Source organism: Chromatiales bacterium, assembly GCA_014762505.1.
Taxonomy (GTDB): Bacteria; Pseudomonadota; Gammaproteobacteria; order SpSt-1174; family SpSt-1174; genus SpSt-1174.
Genome location: JABURS010000024.1, coordinates 1 through 21,318 on the forward strand (window position 1 = coordinate 1; position 21,318 = coordinate 21,318).

General features: G+C 68.9%; 25 protein-coding genes and 1 pseudogene. 17 read left to right on the plus strand and 9 right to left on the minus strand.

Annotation, left to right across the window (positions count from 1 at the left end):
* Nucleotides 1-245: 245 nt before the first annotated feature.
* Entirely contained in the window at nt 246-1,742 is a 1,497-nt protein-coding gene (gene pap, locus HUJ28_02350; protein MBD3618300.1) for a polyphosphate:AMP phosphotransferase, read from the minus strand.
* A 175-nt stretch (nt 1,743-1,917) separates the two neighbouring features.
* On the opposite strand from pap, the gene HUJ28_02355 reads away from it, so the two are divergent.
* From HUJ28_02355 to HUJ28_02370, 4 genes are all read left to right on the plus strand, one after another.
* The gene (locus tag HUJ28_02355) at nt 1,918-2,580 is read left to right on the plus strand and encodes a protein-L-isoaspartate O-methyltransferase (GenBank protein MBD3618301.1); all 663 of its coding nucleotides are present in this window, start codon (nt 1,918-1,920) and stop codon (nt 2,578-2,580) included.
* 40 nt (nt 2,581-2,620) lie between these two features.
* On the plus strand, nt 2,621-2,941 hold the full coding sequence (locus HUJ28_02360; GenBank protein ID MBD3618302.1) for a sulfurtransferase: 321 nt from the start codon (nt 2,621-2,623) through the stop codon (nt 2,939-2,941).
* A 117-nt stretch (nt 2,942-3,058) separates the two neighbouring features.
* Nucleotides 3,059-4,396, plus strand: coding sequence for a TolC family outer membrane protein (locus tag HUJ28_02365; GenBank protein MBD3618303.1), 1,338 nt, complete (start codon nt 3,059-3,061; stop codon nt 4,394-4,396).
* 10 nt (nt 4,397-4,406) lie between these two features.
* A complete protein-coding gene (locus tag HUJ28_02370) occupies nt 4,407-4,997 on the plus strand; it encodes an isochorismatase family protein (protein MBD3618304.1) in 591 nt (196 codons plus the stop codon).
* 228 nt (nt 4,998-5,225) lie between these two features.
* On the opposite strand, the gene HUJ28_02375 is transcribed toward HUJ28_02370, so the two are convergent.
* From HUJ28_02375 to HUJ28_02395, 5 genes are all read right to left on the minus strand, one after another.
* Nucleotides 5,226-5,444, minus strand: a complete 219-nt coding sequence (locus HUJ28_02375) for a zinc-finger domain-containing protein (protein MBD3618305.1) — start codon at nt 5,442-5,444, stop codon at nt 5,226-5,228.
* A gap of 10 nt (nt 5,445-5,454) precedes the next feature.
* A complete protein-coding gene (locus tag HUJ28_02380) occupies nt 5,455-6,381 on the minus strand; it encodes a branched-chain amino acid transaminase (GenBank protein ID MBD3618306.1) in 927 nt (308 codons plus the stop codon).
* Between the two features lie 79 nt (nt 6,382-6,460).
* Complete coding sequence (gene glnE, locus HUJ28_02385) at nt 6,461-9,364, minus strand: bifunctional [glutamate--ammonia ligase]-adenylyl-L-tyrosine phosphorylase/[glutamate--ammonia-ligase] adenylyltransferase (GenBank protein MBD3618307.1); 2,904 nt, start codon at nt 9,362-9,364, stop codon at nt 6,461-6,463.
* A 306-nt stretch (nt 9,365-9,670) separates the two neighbouring features.
* Nucleotides 9,671-10,054 (minus strand): hypothetical protein, encoded by a 384-nt coding sequence (locus HUJ28_02390; protein MBD3618308.1) that lies wholly within the window; start codon nt 10,052-10,054, stop codon nt 9,671-9,673.
* Nucleotides 10,055-10,056: 2 nt separating this feature from the next.
* Entirely contained in the window at nt 10,057-10,365 is a 309-nt protein-coding gene (locus tag HUJ28_02395) for a hypothetical protein (protein ID MBD3618309.1), read from the minus strand.
* A gap of 70 nt (nt 10,366-10,435) precedes the next feature.
* Here HUJ28_02395 and HUJ28_02400 point away from each other — a divergent pair, with 70 nt between their 5' ends.
* From HUJ28_02400 to HUJ28_02425, 6 genes are read left to right on the plus strand one after another with little or no spacing between them, the layout of a single operon-like run.
* Complete coding sequence (locus HUJ28_02400) at nt 10,436-10,888, plus strand: hypothetical protein (protein MBD3618310.1); 453 nt, start codon at nt 10,436-10,438, stop codon at nt 10,886-10,888.
* 4 nt (nt 10,889-10,892) lie between these two features.
* Nucleotides 10,893-11,864 (plus strand): MoxR family ATPase, encoded by a 972-nt coding sequence (locus tag HUJ28_02405; GenBank protein ID MBD3618311.1) that lies wholly within the window; start codon nt 10,893-10,895, stop codon nt 11,862-11,864.
* Nucleotides 11,865-11,869: 5 nt separating this feature from the next.
* Nucleotides 11,870-12,901 carry a DUF58 domain-containing protein gene (locus tag HUJ28_02410; protein MBD3618312.1) on the plus strand — a complete coding sequence of 344 codons (1,032 nt, stop codon included), beginning with the start codon at nt 11,870-11,872 and terminating at the stop codon, nt 12,899-12,901.
* A complete protein-coding gene (locus tag HUJ28_02415) occupies nt 12,898-13,323 on the plus strand; it encodes a DUF4381 domain-containing protein (protein ID MBD3618313.1) in 426 nt (141 codons plus the stop codon). Before HUJ28_02410 ends, HUJ28_02415 begins: the two co-directional genes overlap by 4 nt.
* Complete coding sequence (locus tag HUJ28_02420) at nt 13,320-13,685, plus strand: hypothetical protein (protein ID MBD3618314.1); 366 nt, start codon at nt 13,320-13,322, stop codon at nt 13,683-13,685. Before HUJ28_02415 ends, HUJ28_02420 begins: the two co-directional genes overlap by 4 nt.
* Complete coding sequence (locus HUJ28_02425) at nt 13,682-14,014, plus strand: hypothetical protein (protein ID MBD3618315.1); 333 nt, start codon at nt 13,682-13,684, stop codon at nt 14,012-14,014. Before HUJ28_02420 ends, HUJ28_02425 begins: the two co-directional genes overlap by 4 nt.
* Nucleotides 14,015-14,073: 59 nt before the next feature.
* On the opposite strand, the gene HUJ28_02430 is transcribed toward HUJ28_02425, so the two are convergent.
* From HUJ28_02430 to HUJ28_02440, 3 genes are all read right to left on the minus strand, one after another.
* Nucleotides 14,074-14,703: a hypothetical protein gene (locus HUJ28_02430; GenBank protein MBD3618316.1), complete on the minus strand. Its 630-nt coding sequence runs from the start codon at nt 14,701-14,703 to the stop codon at nt 14,074-14,076.
* A 109-nt stretch (nt 14,704-14,812) separates the two neighbouring features.
* On the minus strand, nt 14,813-15,139 hold the full coding sequence (locus HUJ28_02435; protein ID MBD3618317.1) for a cytochrome c: 327 nt from the start codon (nt 15,137-15,139) through the stop codon (nt 14,813-14,815).
* Nucleotides 15,140-15,155: 16 nt separating this feature from the next.
* A complete protein-coding gene (locus HUJ28_02440) occupies nt 15,156-15,482 on the minus strand; it encodes a cytochrome c (GenBank protein MBD3618318.1) in 327 nt (108 codons plus the stop codon).
* A gap of 196 nt (nt 15,483-15,678) precedes the next feature.
* Here HUJ28_02440 and HUJ28_02445 point away from each other — a divergent pair.
* The 7 genes and pseudogenes from HUJ28_02445 to HUJ28_02475 form a co-directional block, all read left to right on the plus strand.
* Nucleotides 15,679-16,194: pseudogene (locus HUJ28_02445) on the plus strand (hypothetical protein).
* 58 nt (nt 16,195-16,252) lie between these two features.
* Complete coding sequence (locus HUJ28_02450; protein ID MBD3618319.1) at nt 16,253-16,735, plus strand: peptidylprolyl isomerase; 483 nt, start codon at nt 16,253-16,255, stop codon at nt 16,733-16,735.
* Between the two features lie 72 nt (nt 16,736-16,807).
* Nucleotides 16,808-18,067 (plus strand): HDOD domain-containing protein, encoded by a 1,260-nt coding sequence (locus HUJ28_02455; protein ID MBD3618320.1) that lies wholly within the window; start codon nt 16,808-16,810, stop codon nt 18,065-18,067.
* Between the two features lie 225 nt (nt 18,068-18,292).
* Nucleotides 18,293-19,429, plus strand: a complete 1,137-nt coding sequence (locus HUJ28_02460) for a porin (protein MBD3618321.1) — start codon at nt 18,293-18,295, stop codon at nt 19,427-19,429.
* A gap of 12 nt (nt 19,430-19,441) precedes the next feature.
* Complete coding sequence (locus tag HUJ28_02465) at nt 19,442-19,870, plus strand: phosphate ABC transporter substrate-binding protein (protein ID MBD3618322.1); 429 nt, start codon at nt 19,442-19,444, stop codon at nt 19,868-19,870.
* A gap of 174 nt (nt 19,871-20,044) precedes the next feature.
* Nucleotides 20,045-20,692, plus strand: coding sequence for an SEL1-like repeat protein (locus tag HUJ28_02470; protein MBD3618323.1), 648 nt, complete (start codon nt 20,045-20,047; stop codon nt 20,690-20,692).
* 56 nt (nt 20,693-20,748) lie between these two features.
* A partial coding sequence (locus HUJ28_02475; GenBank protein MBD3618324.1) for a sel1 repeat family protein occupies nt 20,749-21,318 on the plus strand: 570 nt, incomplete at its 3' end.

A 21,318-nucleotide genomic window follows, 5' to 3' on the forward strand; every position in this document is an offset into this window, starting at 1 on the left:
TCACCATCCTCGCCCGCAAGCTCGCCCGTATCGCCTTCGCCATCCTCAAAAACGGAGCCGACTATGTGCCGCGAAAGCCTTGTCTTACGACATAGAATCTCCTACGGGTGAAGGTTTTGCTGGTAGGAGCGGCGGGAGCCGCGATTGTCCATGCCCGGGACAGCGTGCCAGCCCTGATCGCGCCTTGCGGCGCTCCTACGAAACTTGCGACTTCTCTTCAAACCTCAAACTTCAAACCTCAAACTTCAAACCTCCCCCAGCGCCTTCTCCAGCCGCTCGCACACCGTGCGCAGGACCTCGACACGGGCGTAGCGCTTGTCGTTGGCCGGCACCAGCGTCCATTCGGCGAATTCGGTGCTGGTGCGCACCACCATCTCGTTCACCGCCGCCTTGTAGGCGTCCCATCGTTCGCGGTTGCGCCAGTCCTCGTCGGTGATCTTGTGCTGCTTGTAGGGCGTCTGCTGGCGGGCCTCGAAGCGGGCGAGCTGTTCCTCGGGGCTGATGTGCAGCCAGAACTTGGCCAGCACCGTGCCGTGGTCCACCAGCTGCTGTTCGAAGTCGTTGATCTCCTGGTAGGCGCGCCGCCAGGCCACGTCTTCCGCCAGGCCCTCGACCCGCTCCACCAGCACCCGCCCGTACCAGGAGCGGTCGAACACGGTGACGCGGCCGTCGCGCGGCAGCTGGCGCCAGAAACGCCAGAGGTAGTGATGCGCGCGTTCCTCGTCGGTGGGTGCGGCCACCGGCAGCACGCGGTAGAGCCGCGCGTCGATTGCGCTGACCAGGCGGCGGATGGTGCCGCCCTTGCCGGCCGCATCCCAGCCCTCGAACAGCAGCACGCAGGAGCGCTTCTGCGCCCAGGCCTTCCAGGCCAGGGCGTTGAGGCGTTCCTGGTAATGCGCGAGCTGGTGCTTGTAGTCCTCCTTGTCCAGCGCCTGCGTCAGATCCACGTGGTCGAGCACGGTGACGTGGGCGCTGTCGGCGGCCGGCAGGTGCGGGGCATGGGAGAAGCGCCGCCCGTTCGCCGGGGCGTGGTTGTCCAGCCGCTCCTCGATGGCATCCAGCAGGGTGCGGCCGACGGTGAGGTCGCGGTAGCGGCGGTCGGTGGACTCGATGACGTACCAGGGGGCGATGCCGGCATCCGTCTCGCGCAGGGCGCGCTCGGCCACGCGCAGGAATTCGTCGTGACGCGCCGCCGACGCCGCCAGGGCGTCCGGCACCTGGTGCCAGCGGCTCTTCGGGTCCTTCGCCAGCTTCTTCAGCCGGCGCTTCTGCTCCTCGGCCGGCAGGTGGAACCAGAACTTCACGAACAGGGCGCCGTCCTCGGTGAGCATGCGCTCGAACTGGCCGATGCGGGCGAGCTCGGCATCCAGCGCGGCGTCGTCGGTCTGGCCGGTCACCCGCTCGTGGATGGGGTCGGCGTACCAGGAACCGAACAGCACGGCGATGCGCCCGCGCGCCGGCAGGCTGCGCCAGTAACGCCACCAGCGGGGGCGCTCGCGCTCCTCGTCGCTGGCGTCCCAGAAGGCGTGCACCGCCAGGCCGCGGGTGTCCAGCCAGGCGTTGAGGCGGTTGACCACCTCGCCCTTGCCGGCCCCGTCCACCCCGGAGATGAGCACCACCACGGGCAACCCGGCCCGCCAGGCCCGGCGCTGGGCGGCCAGCAGGCGCGTGCGCAGCTCCGGCTCCTCGGCCCTGAAATCCGCCTTGTCGACCTTGCGGCCGAGCTCCGCCCCCTCGAACATGCGCCCCCCAGGTGATTGATGCCAAAGGCCTAATGTAGCGGGAATCCGCCACGGACACGATGCCCGCCCCGTCGGGCCCATCCGGGCGGCCCTGTGACCCGCTGCTCAAAACTTGCCCACCGCGGGGTTTGCCCTTACCCTTGGCGGCTGGATTTTTCACAGGGTCACGTAAGCGATGAGCGAACTGAATCTGGAACAAGCCCGTTTCAACATGGTCGAGCAGCAGGTCCGCCCCTGGGACGTGCTCGATCACAAGGTCCTGGAGCTGATGGAGACCGTCCCGCGTGACGCCTTCGTGCCCGAGGACCACCGGAACCTCGCCTATGCCGACATCGAGATCCCGCTGGGTTTCGGCGAATGCATGATGGCCCCCAAGGTGGAGGGCCGCATGCTCCAGGCCCTGGCCGTGCAGCCCACCGACGTGGCGCTGGAGGTGGGCACCGGCTCCGGCTACGTGACCGCCCTGCTCGGCAGGCTCGCCGGCCACGTGTACAGCGTGGAGATCATCGACGAGTTCAAGCACCGCGCCGGCCGCCTGCTGGCCGAGCACGGCATCGAGAACGTGACCCTGCGCACCGGTGATGCCTCGCGCGGCTGGAACCAGCAGCCCCGCTACGACGTGATCGCCGTGACCGGCTCCCTGCCGGAGTACCACGATGGCTTCGAGAAGAGCCTGGCCCTGGGCGGCCGCCTCTTCGTGGTGGTGGGCCAGGCCCCGGTGATGGAGGCGATGCTCATCACCCGTGTCGGCGAAGACGAGTTCCGCCGCGAGATGCTGTTCGAGACCGACCTCAAGGCGCTGACCGGCGCCGAAAAGACCCCCGAGTTCGTGCTCTGAGCGCCTGGGGCCCGCCGCCGGCGGGCCCCGCGCCTTCCCCATGCGGCAAATCACCGCCCCCCAGCTACACGACCTGCTCGCCGGCACCGACCAGCCGCCGCTGCTGCTCGACGTGCGCGAGCCCTGGGAATTCGAGCTCGCCCGTATCGAGGGCAGCCAGCTGCTGCCGCTGGGCCAGGTGCCCGTGCGCCTGGACGAGCTGGACCCGGCCCGCGAGACCGTGGTGATCTGCCATCACGGCGTGCGCAGCATGCAGGCCGCCTTCTTCCTGCAGTCGCGCGGCTTCAAAAACGTGATCAACCTCGCCGGCGGCATCGACGCCTGGTCGCGCGAGGTGGACCCGAAGGTCCCGGTCTACTGACCGCCTTTGCCCCTCACCCGCCCGCCGGGGGAACCAACCCTGCACCTGCGGGACCAACTGCCTTAGAATAAGAGGCCTTCGCCTGTCGACCCACGACACCCCGGGAGCATATCCGCGATGAAGCATCAGACGATCAAGCACCTCCTTGCCACGCTCATCCTTTGCATGGCGCCGCTGGCGCAGGCCGAGGACCTGATCGAGGTCTACGAGATCGCGGCACAGAACGACCCGCAGATCCGCGCCGCCGAGGCCGCCTACCAGGCCGCCCGCGAGGCCACCCCGCAGGCCCGCGCCTCGCTGCTCCCGCAGATCAACGCCAGCTACCAGCTCAACGAGCAGGACCAGACCATCAGCGATGCCGACAACCCGGCGCTGAACGGCAACAACGACAGCTCCTCCGACGGCTGGACCCTGCGCCTGGACCAGTCGATCTACAACCACCAGTACTGGGTGGCGCTGTCGCAGGCCAGCGACACCGTGGCCCAGGCCGAGGCCGAGCTGGCGGCCGCCCGCCAGGCCCTGTTCACCCGCGTGGCCGAGGCCTACTTCGCCGTGCTGGCCGCCGAGGATACCCTGCGCTTCGCCCAGGCCGAGAAGGAGGCCATCGCCCGGCAGCTGGAACAGACCGAGCGCCGCTTCGAGGTGGGGCTGATCGCCATCACCGACGTGAAGGAATCCCAGGCCCAGTACGACCTGGCCGTGGCCGCCGAGATCGACGCCATCAACGTGCTGGACAACGCCCGCGAGTCGCTGCAGGTGCTCACCGGCCGCTATCTCGACAACCTGGCCCCGCTGGGCGAGAACCTGCCGCTGGCCAGCCCCGACCCCATGGACCTGCAGGCCTGGGAGGAACGCGCCATGGAGCAGAACCTCTCCCTGCGCGCCGCCCGCTTCGCCACCGAACGCGCCCGCCGCGAGATCCAGCGCCAGCGCGCCGGCCACTACCCGACCTTCGACCTGGTGGCGAGCTACAGCGAGTTCGACAACTCCAGCGCCCGCATCGGCGGCGTGACCTCCGACTTCACCTCGGAAGACACCGCCATCGGCGTGCAGGCCAACCTGCCGATCTTCTCCGGCGGGCGCACCAGCTCGCTCACCTCGCAGGCCCGCAGCCTGTTCCAGCAGGCCCAGGAGGAGCTGGAGCTCACCCGCCGCGAGACGGCACGCCTGACCCGTGCGTCCTACCTCAACGTGATGTCCGACATCAGCCGGGTGAAGGCCCTGGAGCAGGCCCTGATCTCCACCCGCACCGCCGCCGAGGCCACCCAGGCCGGTTTCGAGGTGGGCACCCGTACCTCGGTGGACGTGCTGCTGGCCCTGCGCGAGACCTACCGCGCCGAGCGCGACTACGCCAGCGCCCGCTACACCTACATCCAGAACACGCTGCGCCTCAAGCAGGCCGCGGGCATGCTGGCCCGCGAGGACCTGGAGGCCGTGAACAACTGGCTGAGATAAGGCCCGCCCCATGAGCGACACCGACGAGATCCTGCTGCCCCCGCTGCCCCCGGTCTGCCGCCAGCACGACAGCCAGCTGCTGGTGGTCGACGTCCAGGACCGCCTGCTGGGCGCCATGCCCCAGGCCGACCGCCTGCGCGTGCTGAAGGCGAGCTCGGCCCTGATCTCGGCCGCCCGCCTGCTGGGCGTGCCGCTGCTGGCCACCGAGCAGTACCCCAAGGGCCTCGGGCTCACCGACTCCTCCCTGCGCGGCGACCTCGCCAGCCAGGGCCGTATCGTCGAGAAGACCAGCTTCTCCTGCTGCGGCGCCCCGGGTCTGATGGGCCACCTCGACCCCGACACCCGCCCGCAGGTGATCATCGCCGGCATCGAGGCGCACGTCTGCGTGCTGCAGACCGCGCTGGAACTGAACGCCCGCGGCTTCCAGGTGTTCGTGGTGGAAGACGCCACCTGCTCGCGCAACCCCGCCCACCACGCCAACGCCATGCAGCGCCTGCGCCAGGCCGGCGTGATCGTGACGGTGATGGAATCGGTGCTGTTCGAGTGGATGCGCGACGCCAGTCACCCGCACTTCAAGGTGATCTCCCAGCTGGTGAAGTGAGCCGGAACGAAAAACGCCCGGCCAATGGCCGGGCGTTTTTCGAGTCGCAGGTTTCGTAGGAGCCGAGCCCCCTCGGCGATCACGGCCATGCCGGGACCCCATCGGCCAGAGGGCTGGCCTCCTACGGGAGAATTCAGGCGCCACAGAGGTCACGGAGCAGGACCGCTGTCTCGTAGGAGCGCCGCAAGGCGCGATTACACTCCTAACTCCTAACTCCTAACTCCTCCCTCAATCCTTCAGCACGTAGTGCGTGCCGCAATACGGGCAGATGTAGGTCTTGTCCTTCGCGTCCTCGATGGGGAGGAAGACGCGCGGGTGGGAGTTCCACAGGCTGGCGCCCGGCTGCGGGCAGTGCAGCGGCAGGTCGGCGCGGGTGACCTCGACCGTCTGCTGGGCGTTGGGGGTCTTGTACTGATCCTGATGATCGGCGGTATGCGGGTTGGGCATGTCTCTCTCCTCAGGCTTGAACCAGGGTCAGCCAGTCCATGTGACCGTCGTGGCGGCCGTGGACGACGTCGAAATACAGGGACTGCAGGCGCTCGGTGATCGGGCCGCGGGTGCCGGCGCCGATGCGACGGTTGTCGAGTTCGCGGATCGGCGTCACCTCGGCGGCGGTGCCGGTGAAGAAGGCCTCGTCGGCGATGTACACCTCGTCGCGGGTGATACGCTTTTCCTTCACCGGGATGCCGAGCTCGCCGGCCAGGGTGAACAGGGTCTTGCGGGTGATGCCGTTGAGCGCGGAGGTGAGCTCCGGCGTGTAGATGACGCCGTCCTTCACCAGGAAGAAGTTCTCGCCGCTGCCCTCGGCCACGAAGCCGTCGATGTCCAGCAGCAGGGCCTCGTCGTAGCCGTCGCGCTGGGCCTCCTGCAGGGCCAGCATGGAGTTCATGTAGTTGCCATTGGCCTTGGCCTTGCACATCGCGATGTTGACGTGATGGCGGGTGTAGGAGGAGGTGCGGATGCGGATGCCGCGCTCCATGTTCTCCTTGCCCAGGTAGGCGCCCCACTCCCAGGCGGCGACCATGCAGTGCACCTTGAGGTTGTCGGCGCGCAGGCCCATGCCCTCGGAGCCGTAGAAGCACATCGGGCGCATGTAGGCGGAGGCGAGGTTGTTCTCGCGCACGGCGGCGCGCTGGGCCTCGTTGAGCTCTTCCTTGCTCCAGGGGATGTGCATGCCGAGGATGTGGGCGGAGTCGAACAGGCGGTCGGTGTGTTCCTTGAGGCGGAAGATGGCCGCGCCCTTGTCGGTCTGGTAGGCGCGTACGCCCTCGAAGACGCCCATGCCGTAGTGCAGGGTATGGGTGAGGACATGGACCTTGGCCTCGCGCCAGGGCACCAGTTCACCATCCAGCCAGATCACGCCGTCACGGTCGGCCATCGACATTGCTGCTTTCTCCTCGCTTGCCCGCGGGTCTGCCGCGGTCGTTCACATTGAATTAGGTATGGGCCAGGCCCGGCCGGCCTCAGTCTTCCATGATGTCGCGCCACAGGGCCTGGACCTTCTCGCGGTAGTCCGCGAAGGCCTCGGCGGGCACCACGGCGGGCAGCTCCTGCAGGGTCAGTTCGTGTACCCGGTCGCGAAACGCGCGGTAGGCATCCGTGAGCAGGGCCGCATCGTCCGCCGCCATCAGGCCGCTCGCGGCCAGGGCCTCCAGGATGCGGATGTTGTCGGTGTAGACCGACAGGGCCGGGTAATCGTGGGCGTAGGCCAGAACCTCATATTGCACCATAAATTCGATGTCGGCGATACCGCCCGGGTCCTTTTTGAGGTTGAACATCCCGGCCTCGCGGCTGCGGTGTTCGGCCCACATCTTCTCGCGCATCTCGCGCACCTCGCGGCGCAGGGCATCGCGTTCGCGCGGGCGGGCGAGGATCTCCTGGCGCACGGCGTCGAAGGTCGCGTGGATGTGCGGGGCGCCGGCCACCGGCCGGGCGCGCACCAGGGCCTGGTGCTCCCAGGTCCACGCCTCCTCGCGCTGGTAGCGGGTGAAGGCGTTGAGGCTGCTGACCATCAGCCCGGAGGCGCCGCTGGGGCGCAGGCGGGTGTCCACCTCGTAGAGCGTGCCGGCCGGGGTGAGCGCGGTGAGGATGTGGATGATGCGCTGGGCCAGGCGGGCGAAGAAGGTGGCGTTGTCGATCTGCTTCTCGCCGTCGGTGTACTGCTCCTCGCCGGCGCTGTCGTGCAGGAAGACGATGTCGAGATCCGAGCCGTAGCCGAGCTCGATGCCGCCGAGCTTGCCGTAGGCGATGATGGCGAAACCGGCCTGGCGCTGCTCGCCGTCCACCACGCAGCACGGGTGGCCGTGTCGCTTGAGCAGCTGGCGCCAGGCGATGGCCAGCACCTCGTTGAGCACGGCCTCGGCGATCCAGGTGAGCTGGTCGCTCACCTTCATCAGCGGCAGCACGTCCATCACGTCGGCGGCCGCGACCTTGAGCACCTGCACCTGCTTGAACTGGCGCAGCCGGTCCATCAGCTGCTCCATGTCGTCCGGGTCGATCTGCGCCAGCTCCTCGGCCAGCTCCTCGCCCAGGCCCTGACGGTCGGGCGGGGCGTAGAGGCTGCGCGGGTCGAGCAGCTCGTCGAGCAGCAGCGGGTGGCGGGTGAGGTGTTCGGCGATCCAGGGGCTCTCGGCGCAGAGCTGCACCAGCTGCGAGAGGGCCAGCGGACTCTCCACCAGCAGGGCGAGATACACCGAGCGCTTGGCGATGGTCTTGATGAGCCGGAGGGTGCGCTCCAGGGCCAGGGCCGGAAACTCGGTGCCCCCGGCCGCGCCGATGAGCAGCGGCATGAGCTGGTCCAGGCGCTTGCGGCCGGTGCTGGTGAGCGTCTTCACCACCCGCTCCTGGTGCAGCTCGTCGATCAGGCGCAGGGCCTCGGCCGTGTCCTCGAAGCCGGCCTCGGTGAGCGCGGCCATGGCGGCCTCGTTGCCGAGCCCGCCCTCCCAGAGGGCCGTGAGCTGGTGCTCCCCGGCCGGCGCCTCGCCCTCGTCCTCGCCGGTCTGCGGCGCGCCGAAGACCTGGGTGAAGTGCTCGTGCACGTGGCGCATGTGGCGGTCCAGCACCTTGAAGAAGGCGTCCCAGTCGTCGAAGCCCATGGACCAGGCGAGCCGCAGGCGCGCCTCCTCCTCGACGGGCAGGGCGTGGGTCTGCTGGTCGGCCCACATCTGCAGGTGGTTCTCGGTGCGGCGCAGGAAGGCATAGGCGGCCTGCAGCTGCTGCTCGACGAAGGCCGGCAGCAGCTCGCGTTCCACCAGCCGGGCGAGCACGGTGCGGATGGCGCGCACCTGCAGGTGGGGGTCGCGCCCGCCGCGGATCAGCTGGAAGGCCTGGCCGATGAACTCGATCTCGCGGATGCCGCCGGCACCCAGCTTGACGTTGCCGATGCGCCCCTTGCGCACCGACTCGCGGTTGATCATGGCCTTCATCTCGCGCAGCGAGGCGAAGGCGCCGTAGTCGAGGTAGCGGCGATAGACGAAGGGCCGCAGCAGGGCGTGCAGGGCCTTGCCCTCGGCGCGGTCGCCGGCGATCACGCGCGCCTTGATCATGGCGTAGCGCTCCCACTCCCGACCGTGCGCCTGGTAGTAGTCCTCCAGGCCGGAGAAGCTCATCACCAGCGGTCCGGCGTCGCCGAAGGGGCGCAGGCGCATGTCCACGCGAAAGACGAAACCGTCGGCCGTCATCGCGTCCAGCGACTTGATGAGCCGCTGCCCCAGGCGCAGGAAGAACTGGTAGTTGTCCAGCGCCCGCTCGCCGTCGGTCTCGCCGTCCTCGGGGTAGGCGAAGATCAGGTCGATATCGGAGGAGAAGTTGAGCTCGCCGCCGCCCAGCTTGCCCATGCCCAGCACCACCAGCCGCTGCGCCTCGCCCTCGCGGCTGCGCGGCACGCCGTGACGCTCGACCAGGCGGCGGTAATGCCAGTCCAGGGTGGCGTCGGTGAAGTGCTCGGCCACGTCGGTGGTGTCGCGCAGGGTCTCGTCGAGACTCGCCAGCCCGGCGAGGTCGCGCCAGGCGATGCGCAGCATCTCGCGACGACGGTGCTGACGCAACGCCCGGTCCAGCGCCGCGTCGTCCGCGGCCTTGCCGACGAAGCCCCAGACCCGCGCCTCGAGCTCGCCGGCGGCATAGATACGGTGCAGGTCGCCGCTCTCCAGCAAGCCCAGCAGCAGGGCCGGATCGGCCGCACAGGCCTGGGCCACGAAGCGGCTGGTCGCCCACACCTGCGCCGTCTCCGGCGGCAGCTCGGGACAGGCCAGCCCGGCACGCGCCAGCCCCTCGGCAAAGGTCTCCCAGGCATGCCGCACCGGCGGCAGCAGGGGCTCGGGAATGGCGGAAAGGTCGAAGGGCGGGGTACGCGGGATGTCGGTCATCGCGGTAGCTTAAGGCGCACACGCAGACCTCACAAGGCACTGTGTGAGGGGTGAGGGGTGAGGGGTGAGGGGTGAGGCGTTAGGAGAGAGGAGAGAGGAGAGAGGAGAGAGGAGAGAGGGAAAAACGATAAACCTGTTTGCCACAGAGGACACAGAGGGAGTCGCGAGTAGGAGGCCAGCCCTCTGGCCGACGGGACCACATCCGGCAGGACCGTGATCGCCGAGGGGGCTCGGATCATACGTACAGCGCGATGCCATCCCAGACATGATCGCGCCTTGCGGCGCTCCTACGCGACTTGCGACGTCTCAATGCACCGACTCTCCGCCCGGTGCCTCGTCCCTGCCCAGCACCTCGTCGATCCGCGCTTCGCTGATGCTGTAGCCTTCGAGGGCATCCTCGATGAGCTGGGCGATGTCGTCGCGCATGAAGGTGGCGGACATGCCGATGAGGATACGCTCGGGCTGGCTGAGCTCCACCTCGCCGCTGGGCTGGGCGTCCATCAGTTTCATGCCGAGCATGTGTATGGTGGCGAGGTTCATGTCCAGCGAGAACATCACGCCGTTCTTCACGATGGGGAAGCGGTCTGCATCGGCCTCGTCGGCCTGGTTGCGCAGCTCGCGCAAGGTATTGGAGATCTCGGTCAGGCAACCGCGCATCAGGTCGATGATCTTTTCACCCTGGATCTTCATGCTCACGCCTCGTTGGTTTCGTCCTGGGCGGCCGCCGCCAATGCCGCGAGCCCGCCGTCGAGCAGGCCCTGCACCGATACGCGCCACCAGTGGTCGTCATGCCGTGCGGCCAGGGTCTGCAGGTACCCGGCCCGCTCCAGCACCTCGAACTGCAGGGGCAGCGGGGCGCCCTTCTGCACCCGGGCCCATTCATCGGCCGACAGCGTCAGCAGTTCGCGCTGGACCGCACGGGGCAGGCGGTGCACATCCAGCGCCGCCATCACCGCCTGTCCCAGCGCCACGCGCACGGCGTCGATTTCCAGCTCCTGCATGACATGGCCTCGCCCGAAAGGGTGACGATGCTATAGTAATCGGCCCATCCGGCCAACCAGACATCACGGCATGCTCAGCGACAAGGGACGCCAGGAACTGCACAACCTGATCGCCTCCGACCTCGTCGGCACCTGGGGCGAGATCGACCGCCAGCTGAAGAACGTGGTGCGCCTGCTGCTCACCCAGCGCCCGGACATCGTGCGCCTGTATTTCCTGCCCGTGGTGTGGGAGGAGATCCGCGGTCTCGACCGCAAGCAGAGCGCCAACGTGATCCTCGCCCTGCTGCGCGCCGGGGTGATTGGCGAGGCCGGCAGCCCGCCGGTGGCCGACTGGGAACAGGCGCTGTTCTACATGCGCACGCGCATGCCGCGCTACATGGCCATGGCCGAGGCCTGGTGCGAGGCCAACCCGCAGGACTGCCTGCAACCGCTGAAGGCCACGCCGAGCCGGCGCCTGGCCGCCCTGGAACATGTCGTCCAACAACAGGCTGCCCAACAACACGTCGATACCGGTAACGACTGAGCCCATGACCACCCCATCTCCCCAGGCCCTGCTGCAGGGCCTACGCGACCACCTCAACCAGCGCATCGTCGGCCAGGACGGCCTGGTGCTGCGCCTGCTCATCGCCCTGCTGGCCGACGGCCACCTGCTGGTGGAGGGCGCGCCCGGCCTGGCCAAGACCCGCGCCATCAAGGCCCTGGGCGAGCTGATCGAGGGCGACTTCCACCGCATCCAGTTCACGCCGGACCTGCTGCCGGCCGACGTCACCGGCACCGAGGTCTACCGCCCGCAGGACGGCAGCTTCCAGTTCCGGCCCGGGCCCATCTTCCACAACCTGATCCTGGCTGACGAGATCAACCGCGCCCCGGCCAAGGTGCAGTCGGCGCTGCTGGAGGCCATGGCCGAACGCCCGGTGACCATCGGCCACGACACCCGGCCGCTGCCGCGCCTGTTCCTGGTGATGGCCACGCAGAACCCCATCGAGCAGGAAGGCACCTATCCCCTGCCCGAGGCCCAGCTCGACCGCTTCCTGATGAAGCTGACGATCGGCTACCCGAGCAAGGACGCGGAGCGGCGCATCCTCGACCTGGTGCACCGCGAGGCCAGCGAGGAACAGCCGCCCGCCGCCGCGCCGCGGATCGCGCAGGAGACCATCTTCGCCGCCCGCCGCGAGATGCTCGCGCTGTATCTGAGCGACGGTCTCAAGGACTACATCGTCGACCTGGTGCAGGCCACCCGCGACCCCGCCCCCTACAAGGCCGAGCTCGAGCGCTGGGTGCAGTTCGGCGCCAGCCCGCGCGCGACCATCGCGCTGGACCTCTGCGCCCGCGCCCATGCCTGGCTCAACGGCCGCGACCACGTCAACCCGGAGGACATCAAGGCCGTGGCCGCCGACGTGCTGCGCCACCGCGTGCTGCTCTCCTTCGAGGCCGAGGCCGCCGGCATCCGCACCGACGAGTTCATCAACACCCTGCTCGCGCGGGTGCCGCTGCCCTGAGCCCCATGCCGATGTCGATGCCGGCCAGGCCGCCCCTCCACGACCGCCTGCGCGACTGGTTGCGCACCGGCATCGATCGCCTGGCCGGCCGGCCACCCGAGGACGAACTGGATGACGGCGTCCACCTGCCGCTGGCCCTGCTGCTGGCCCAGCGCGAGCGCGCCCGCGCCCTGGTGCTGGCCCAGCGGCGCGCGAGCTGGCAGGGCCTGAGCGGGCTCTACCGCAGCGGCTTTCGCGGACGCGGGCTGGACTTCGACGAGATGCGCGACTACCAGCCGGGCGACGACATCCGCCACATCGACTGGTCCGCCACCGCCCGCAGCGGCCGCGCCCAGACCCGGCTCTACCGCGAGGAGCGCGAGCGCCCGGTGCTGCTGGCCGTCGACCTGCGCCGCGCCATGCACTTCGGCACGCGCAACGCCTTCAAGTCGGTACAGGCCGGCAAGCTCGCCGCGCTCATCGCCTGGGCGGCGGTGGAACTCGGCGACCGCGTCGGCGGCCTGGTCTTCAACGACGCCCACTACCGGCTGCTGCGGCCGCAGGCCGGCCGGGCCGGCGTGCTCGCCCTGCTCAATGCCCTGGCCGAACTGCACGACGCGCCCCCCGAACCCGGGCCGCAGACGCCCATCGGCCCCGCCCTCGTGTTCCGGCGCCTCAAGGGCATGGCCACGGCGGGCAGCCTGGTGCACCTGGCGAGCGACTTCACCGGACTGGACGCGGCCGCCCGCCGCGAGTTCGCGGAGCTGGCCCGCCGCCACGACCTCAGCGGCAGCTTCGTCTACGACCCGCTGGAGGTGGCGCTGCCGGAGGCCGGCCGGCTGCCGGTCAGCGACGGCGAGCGCTTCGCCACGCTGGACGCGGACCATGCCGCCACCCGGCAGGCGCACCAGGTCGCCTTCGCCCGCCACAACCATGCCGTGGTGCAACTCTTTCTCGAACACCGCGCCTACCTGCTGCGCCTGGCCACCCACAACCAGCCCGAGGAGAGCCTGCGCCGGCTGCTCGACCTGCGCCGTCCCGGGAGGACAGCGGCATGAACGCCGTTGCCGTCACCGGCCTGCTGCTGCTCGTCGCCCTGCTGCTGCCGGCCGCCGTCGTCTGGGCCCGCCAGCCGCGCCGCCGCGCCCGCCGCCGGCTGGCACGCCTGGCCGCGGCCCATGCACGCGACGCCGACACCCAGGCCCTGCTCGCGGGGCTCAGCCGGCTCATGCGCGACCACGCCCAGACCCTGGCCGGCGAGGTGGCGGTGGCCGGACTCTCGGGCCGGCGCTGGCTGGTGTTCCTCGACGAGACCGGCCAGACCGAGGCCTTCACCCGCGGCCCCGGCCGCGTGCTGACCGACGCCCCCTACCAGAGCGCCGCGACCCTGGCCGCCCGCGAGCTGGACATCCCGGGCCTCGTCACGGCCTGCCGGGACTGGATCGATACGGCCCGCTTCCACCCGGAGCGCTACCGGTGAGCCTCGCCCTCGACTTCGCCTGGGGGCTGCTGGTGCTGCCCCTGCCCTGGCTGGCCCGGCGCCTGCCGCCCGCCCGGCTGGAGGCCGCCGCGCTGTGGGTGCCCTTCTTCGCGGCCGTGGCCGCCGGCAGGCCGGGCGCAGCGCCCAGTGCCCGCCCCCGCCGTCGCGCCTGGCTGGCCTGGCTGCTGCTGGTGCTCGCCCTCGCCCGCCCCGTGCTCGACCTCGGGGACGGCGCCATCGAGCTCTATCGCCCGCTGCTGTTCGTCGCCCTGCTGCTCGCCCTGCACCTGGGGCTCGCGCTCACCCGCCGGCCGCGCGTCTACCGCCGCCTGCCCGCGCACTATCACCGGGAGGGGGAATGAGCCTCGTCCTCGCGCAACCGGCCTGGCTGTGGCTGCTGCCCGTCGTGCTCGGCTGGCTGGCGCTGCTGGAGCGCCGCACCCGTCGCGGCTCGGCCTGGGCCGGGCTGGTCGATGCGCGCCTGCTGCACCACCTGCTGGTGGCCCCGCCCGCCACGCGCCGGCGCCGGCTGCCGCTCGGGCTGGCGGGCCTTGCGGCCACCGGCGCCGTACTTGCCCTGTCGGGACCGGCGCTCGTCTGGCCACCGGCGACGACCGACCTCACCACCGCCTGCCTGCTGCTCGCCGTCCTTCCCGCCGCCGCGGCCTTTCGCCGCGGCTGGCTCGGCTGAGGCCCTGAACGAGAGAAGGCGCCCGAGGGCGCCTTCTCTCAATCTGTCCGCAGCACGCGTCAGAAACGATATGACAAGCCGATGTTGGCCACGGGATAGTATTCGAAGTCGTCGATCTCGTCTTCGAGACGACGCTCTTCCTCACGCAGCTCCTGGGCCGTAAAGGCGCCACCGCTCTCGCTCAGGGTGACGTTAGGCGAGCCTGTGAAGACCATGCCAAGATTCACGTTGAAGCCCAAGCGCTTGTCCTGGCTGACCGCATTGCCCCAGCCGATACCGACATAGGGCGCCATGCTGTCGAAATCGACCTTGGCATTCAGGGTGGTCGATTGGGTGTTGCCGTCGATGGTGACATCACCGGTGGTGTTCCCCTCGAGCTCCATGCCGTTGTTATACACCCCGGCAGTCATGCGGAAACCCCCGCCGAAGGGATGCCAATCAAGCTGCAGTCCATACATGCGAAGGTCCAGGTCCAGCTCATAGTCGTTGCCATCGTAGGTCTCATCAGCATCGAAGCTGTAGCCGTTGAGGTCCAGGCGCAGATTAAGCTTTTCGGTCAACCCCTTGGTGAGCTCCACACCCGCACCCTGGGTGCCCCCTTTGATACCCAGGGCCACGTCGGAGGCGAAGGCCTGGCCGGCACCGGCAAGCAGCGCAAGCGCGCTGGCAACGGAAAGAAAATGACGCATTAATTGTTCTCCCTGTATTGCTTTGCGGCGAATATGCCGAGGGCATTCTAAACAAAAAAGGCACCTCCATGGGGAGGTGCCCTGGGGTTTCATCAGCTTCTATTAGCCGTCAGTCGGGTACCGTGTTGAACAGCCCCTTCTGGCTGGCATAGAAGGCCGCCAGATCGGCCATGTCCTGCTCGCTCAGGCCGGCGACCATGCCGGCCATGATGGCGTTGTTGCGATCCCCGGACTTGTAGTCCAGCAGGGCCCGCAGCAGGTAGGTCTCGTACTGGCCGGCCAGCCGCGGGTACATGGGATTGTCGGCATTGCCGTCGGCCCCGTGGCAGGCCTGGCAGGTCTGCGACTTGTCGCGTCCGGCCTTGGGGTCCCCGCCGGCCTGGGCCGTGCCGGCGAGCGCCAGCAGCGCTGCAGTCAAGATAAGCGTCCTGATCATGATGTCCTCCTGCTGGCTAGCGCTGGTAGGTGGCGAAGTAGGCGGCGATGTCGGCGATGTCCTCATCGCTCAGGTCCGCCGCCTGTGCCTGCATGGTGGAGTGCTTGCGCGCCCCGTCCCGATAGGCCTTGAGCGCAGCCTCCAGGTATTCCGGATGCTGGCCGCCGAGCTTGGGCACGTGATAGGACGGATACACATTCATATAACTGGGAACCCCGTGGCATCCCATGCAGGTTGCCGACTTGTCGCGCCCGACCTGCGGGTCGCCCGCCTGCGCGGACGCGGCGGCCGCGAGCAGCAGGGCGCCACCCAGCGTTGTTGCCAGCCTGATTGAGCTGATCATGATTTCCCTCCAGTTTGGTGGTAGTCCTTGCCGCAGTCGCGGCAATAAAGCCTTATTAGTTTTATTGATCTACCGATAGACACGCGGCCTATCCGGCACCACCATACTGCGCCCGCCACAGCGACTCAATCCCCGCGTGCGGCCCCCTGCGCGCCGCGTGTGCCCGGCCTTAACGCCGCCGTGGCCGCGCGGTACCATGACGCCCCTGCAAACGACGCGGACACCCGACTTGCTCCTGATCGCAGACATCGACCCCGGCGCCTTCAGCCACCTGCTGTCCGGCTACGGCCTGCAGGTGGACATGCTCCCCGCCGGTGCCGCCATCCCGGGCAGCTACTGGGGCGAGCCCGAGGCCGGGCTGGTGGGCGACCGCCTGCTGGTACGCCCGGACACCCCGGTGCACTCCGCCCTCCACGAGGCCTGCCACTACATCTGCATGGACGAGACACGGCGTGCCGGCCTGCATACCGACGCCGGGGGCACCGACCTGGAGGAAAACGGCGTGTGTTATCTGCAGATCCTGCTGGCCGACGCGCTGCCGGGCATGGGGCGGGCGCGCATGTGGGCCGACATGGATGCCTGGGGCTACAGCTTCCGCCTGGGCAGCGCCCGGGCCTAGTTCGAGGCGGACGCCGAGGACGCCCTGGCCTGGCTGCAGGCGCAGGGGCTGGTGGATACCCGGGGACAGGTCACCGGACAGCGGCGTTTTTGAGCAAAGCCCGGCCGGCGTGTAAACTGGCGGTTTCATTCATGTCCCGCGGAGCATCAGCATGCAGATTGGCAAGAACAGCGTGGTCGTCATCGACTACACCCTCACCGACGACAACGGCGATGTCGTCGACAGCTCCGCGGGCGGCGAGCCGCTGGCCTACATCCAGGGCATCGGCCAGATCATCCCGGGCCTGGAAAACGCGCTGGAAGGCAAGTCCGCCGGCGACGAGGTGAACGTGACCGTGGCGCCGGCCGAGGGCTACGGCGACTACAACGAGGGCCTCATCCAGGTGGTGCCGCGCGAGATGTTCCAGGGCGTCGACGACATCGAGCCCGGCATGCAGTTCCATGCCCAGACCAGCCAGGGCATCCAGGCCATCACCGTCACCAAGGTGGACGGCGAGGACATCACCATCGATGGCAACCACCCGCTGGCCGGCAAGAACCTCAACTTCGCCGTCACCATCAAAGACGTGCGCGAGGCCACGGCCGAGGAACTGGACCACGGCCATGTGCATGGCCCGGGCGGTCATCACCATTAAGCCCTCACCGGCACCTGCCCCCGGTTACGCGCGGCCCTGACGGGCCGCGCGTCGGTTTACAGCCTGCCGCTCATGAGCACGACACTCCCCGCCCGGCTGCTCGCCCGCCTCGAGCCGCTCACCACGCTTGGCGACGACGCCCTGCAGCAGCTCGCCGCCAAGGCCCACACGCTGGAACTGGCACCCCGCCAGCCGCTGCGCAGCAGCGACATGCACCGCTGGTACCTCTACCTGCTGGAAGGCGAACTCACGCTGATCGGACCGGAGGCGAACGGGACGCACCGCGGTCATCAGCCCCTGCACCTCGACGCCGCCTCGCTGCGCGCCACCCAGCCCCTGTTCCGGGCCGGCGACACCCGCTCCCGCGCCATTGCCAGCCGCCCCTGCCTGTTGCTGCAGGTGGAACGCGAGTTCGTCGACGTGCTGCGCCAGCAGGCGGATACCACGCGCTACGACATCGTGGACATCCACGTCAGTCCCGCCGAGGGCCGCCTGTTCCGCGCGCTCTACCAGGCCTACGAGGCCGGCCACCTGGTGGTGCCCTGCATGCCCGAGGTGGCCACGCCCCTGCAGCAGCTGGCGCGGCAACCGGCGGTGACCATGACACAGCTGCGGGACGTGATCGAGATCGATCCCGCCCTGGCGGGCATCACCCTGCGCACCGCGCGCGAACAGGCGACACAGTCCCCGCACGCCATCACCCACCTGGGCGAGGCCTTCGCCCGCCTGAACGGCAGGCCCAGCACACTATTCCTTCAACGCCTCACCGCCCATCCCGTATTCCAGCCCGCCACGCCCGGTCTGCGGACCCGCATGCGCCACCTGTGGGAATCCGCCGTATCGGTCTCCCTGCTGAGCCGGGTGCTGGCAGGACAGACCCGCCATGTCGACCCCGCACAGGCCCGGCTCGCCGGCCTGCTCATTCACGTCGGGGCGACGGCCATCATCGATCATGTCAGCCGTCATGCCCTGCTGCACGAACCCGCCGAGCTCGATGCCGCCATCGCCGACCTGGAGGTCATGGTGGGCGAGCTGGTCCTGCGCACCTGGGGCCTGGGCGGCGAACTCGCCGCCACGCTGGATGAGTCCGGTGCCTGGCTGCGCGACCACAGCGGGCACTGCGACCTCTGCGACGTGGTCCTGCTCGCCCGCCGTCTGCACCTGGAGATCACCCGCCAGGATGACGACCTGCCGGATACCACCACCCTGCCGGCCTATGCCCGCCTCTGCCGGGAGAGCGACCGCCGCAACCTGACGGACTGGGCCCGCGAGGCCGGCGAGCAGGAGATCGCCCGCACCCTCGAACAGCTGCGCCAGCCCCCCTGCCGCTGATCGCCCGGAACCGCCCATCCGTCCGCCACCGCTGGCGGGAATGTAAAAGATCGTCAAGAAATGGGGGTAAACCGGTCACGGCAAGCCACTGAAACTTGTACAAAGTTCCGCCACAGGGTAGTTTTTGCGATGGGCTTCCCAATTTTCAGTTTTCGGGCGACTGGATTTTTCAATCGACGCGCCTTCCGACTCAAGAACAAACACGCATTGCAGGGTGATTCCATCATGAAAAAGAACCTACTCGCGCTGGGCGTGAGCATGGCGCTCGCGGGCGCCACTCAGCAGGCCATGGCGATCGACAACATCCGCATCAACGGCTTTCTCACCGCCGCGGCCACCTACGCCGACGCCGACAGCGCCTACAACATCGACCTGGCCTCCGACGACGTGCGCTTCGACGGCCGCGACAACCGCCTCGGCCTGCAGATCGGGGCCGACGTGAACGAACGCATGAGCTTCACCCTGCAGCTGCTCGCCCGTGCCGTGCCGGACAACTACAACGCCGAGGCCGACTGGGCCTTCGTCGGCTATCAGCTGACCGACGACGTCCAGGTACGCGCCGGCAAGGTCAAGTTCCCGACCTTCCTCGTCTCCGACTATCTCGAAGTGGGCTATGCCTACCCCTGGATCCGTCCGCCGCAGGAGGTGTACAGCCTCAACCCGATCACCTCGCTCTCCGGCCTGGACGTACTCTGGTATGTGCCGATCGGCGACAACAACCTGCTGATCCAGCCCTACTTCGGTAACTCCAGCGGTACCGGTTTCGTCACCGGGATGCAGGGCCCGGTGATCAACACGCTCGACCCCACAGTTAACGTTGGTACAGAAGTGGACTTCGAGGCGAAGAAGCTCGGCGGCATCAACGTGGCCCTGTCCACCGCCATCGGTACCTTCCGCGCCGGCTACCTCACCACCGAGGTCAGCTCCGACTTCGCTGGCGGCCTGATCGATGAAGACAAGGCCAGCTTCGCCAGTGTCGGCATGAACATCGACTGGAACAACTTCGTCGGCTATGCCGAGTGGGCCTCCCGCGACCAGGACGACGGCGCCGAATTCGGCTTCCCCGACCAGGAGGCCTGGTACGTGACGGCCGGCTACCGCTTCGGTGCTTGGCTGCCGAGCCTCACCTATGCCTCCCTCGCCGGCGGCGATCCGGATGACGCGAACGTCGAACTCTTCGACCAGGAGCAGACCTCGGTCACCCTCGGCCTGCGCTACGAGCTGGCCGCCGGTGCCGCGCTCAAGTTCGAGGCCACCCGCGTGGACGTGGAAGACGCGGCCACCGACTACGGCCTGTTCGACGGCCCGCTCAGCGAGGATTCCGCCAACATCTATAGCGTCGCCCTCGACGTGATCTTTTAAGAGGAGACGCCAATGAACTTCCTGAAGACACTCACCGTGGGCGCGGCACTTGCCGGCGCCCTGCTCTCCAACGCGGCCCTGGCCGAGCTGGCCATCATCGGCCACCCGGGCATCAGCCTGCGCGGTGTGAGCAACGACGAACTGGGCAAGGTGTATCTCGGTCAGAGCAGCAACCTCGGCGGCGTGAGCGTGAAGCCCGTCGACCAGGCCGAGGGCAGCAGCACCCGGGCCGAGTTCTACACCAAGGTGGTCGGCCAGAACGAAGGCCAGCTCAAGCGTTACTGGTCGCAGCGCATGTTCAGTGGCAAGGGCAAGCCGCCACCGAGCCTGGCCGACGATGCGGCCGTGAAGAACTGGGTCGCGAGCAACCCGGGCGGCATCGGCTACGTCGACGGCGGCGCCGTGGACGGCAGCGTGAAGGTACTGGCCATTATTCCGTAACCCCGTGCCGGCCGCGGGGCCCCGCCCCGCGGTCCGCCGGCCCACCGGTCAGGGTCGGTTCAGGCAGCTCCAGCATGATTCAAGACCGGTTTCTTCCTTGTAGAGGTAACAACGATGGTCCTGCGCACACTGACAGTTCTGGTTTTCGTGTGGCTGATTGCAGGGACCCCGGCCATGGCCGACGCCGCCTGGGAAGGCGTGTTCAATTTTCAGTCCAAGCTTGCCGAACAGGGCAATGCCGAATCGCAGTTCAAGCTTGGCGAGATGTACGAAGAGGGCCTGGGCGTCGAGCAGAGCGACGACCTGGCCAAGCAGTGGTATGGCAAGGCGGCCGCACAGGGCCATGCCGAGGCTGCCAGCCGACTGAACGACTACGACGCACGCAAGCAGGCGCGCCTGGGGCGCAGCAGCCAGGATCAGGCACGGCGCGAGGCCGAGGCACGCGAACAGGCGGCACGTGAACAGGCGCGCCGCGAGGCCGCCGCCCGCGAGCAGGCACAGCGCGAGGCCGAGGCGCGCGAGGCCGCCACGCGCGAGCAGGCACGTCGTGAGGCTGCCGCCCGCGAGCAGGCGCGCCGGGAAGCCGCCGCCCGTGAACAGGCCCGGCGCGAGGCCGCCGCCCGCGAACAGGCGGCGCGCGAGCAGGCGCGGCGCGAGGCCGAGGCGCGTCAACAGGCCGCGCGCGAGGCCGAGGCCCGGCGCCTGGCGGAAGAGCAGGCCGCACAGGAGGAAGCCGCCCGCAAGGAGCAGGAAAAGAGCTTCTCCACCGACCCCTGTGCCAGCCCGGCCGCGCGTTTCACCTCGACCTGCCGCGACCGCTAGCCATTCGATACCAACGGGACAGCCACAGAAGATCCCGCGTCACTGGATACAAGCCAATGAATACTTCCACGTCACTGCCGTCTGTCACCCGCCCGGCTCGACCGGGCGCCTTTTTCCTCCTGGGCCTTGCACTGCTGGCCATTGCACCGGGCCTGCAGGCCCAGGACCTCAGCACCTCCATGCTGCGCCTGGAACAGATGCAGGCCCAGGGCGGCGACATCGAGGCCCAGTTCGCCCTGGGGGCGCGCTATGAGGACGGCAACGGCATCGAGCCCGACCTCGGCGAGGCCATACGCTGGTATACCGAGGCGGCCGAGGGCGGCCATACCGAGGCCCAGTTCAAGCTCGGCCATTTCTACGAGCAGGGCCGCGGCGTCGCCGCCGATCCGGCCAAGGCCAAAGGCTGGTTCGAACTGGCGGCCACCAATGGCCATGCGGGTGCCCGCCAGCACCTGGCGGCCAAGGAACGAGAACGCATCGCCGCGGAGGCGCGCGAGGCCCAGCGCGCCATGGCCACCACCGCCCCGCGTCCGGCCCCGCGCCCTGCACCGGCACCCGCGCCACGCCGCGAGCCCGCACCGGCCAAGCCCGCCGCCCCCAGACCCGCCCCCACCCCCCCCCCCCCG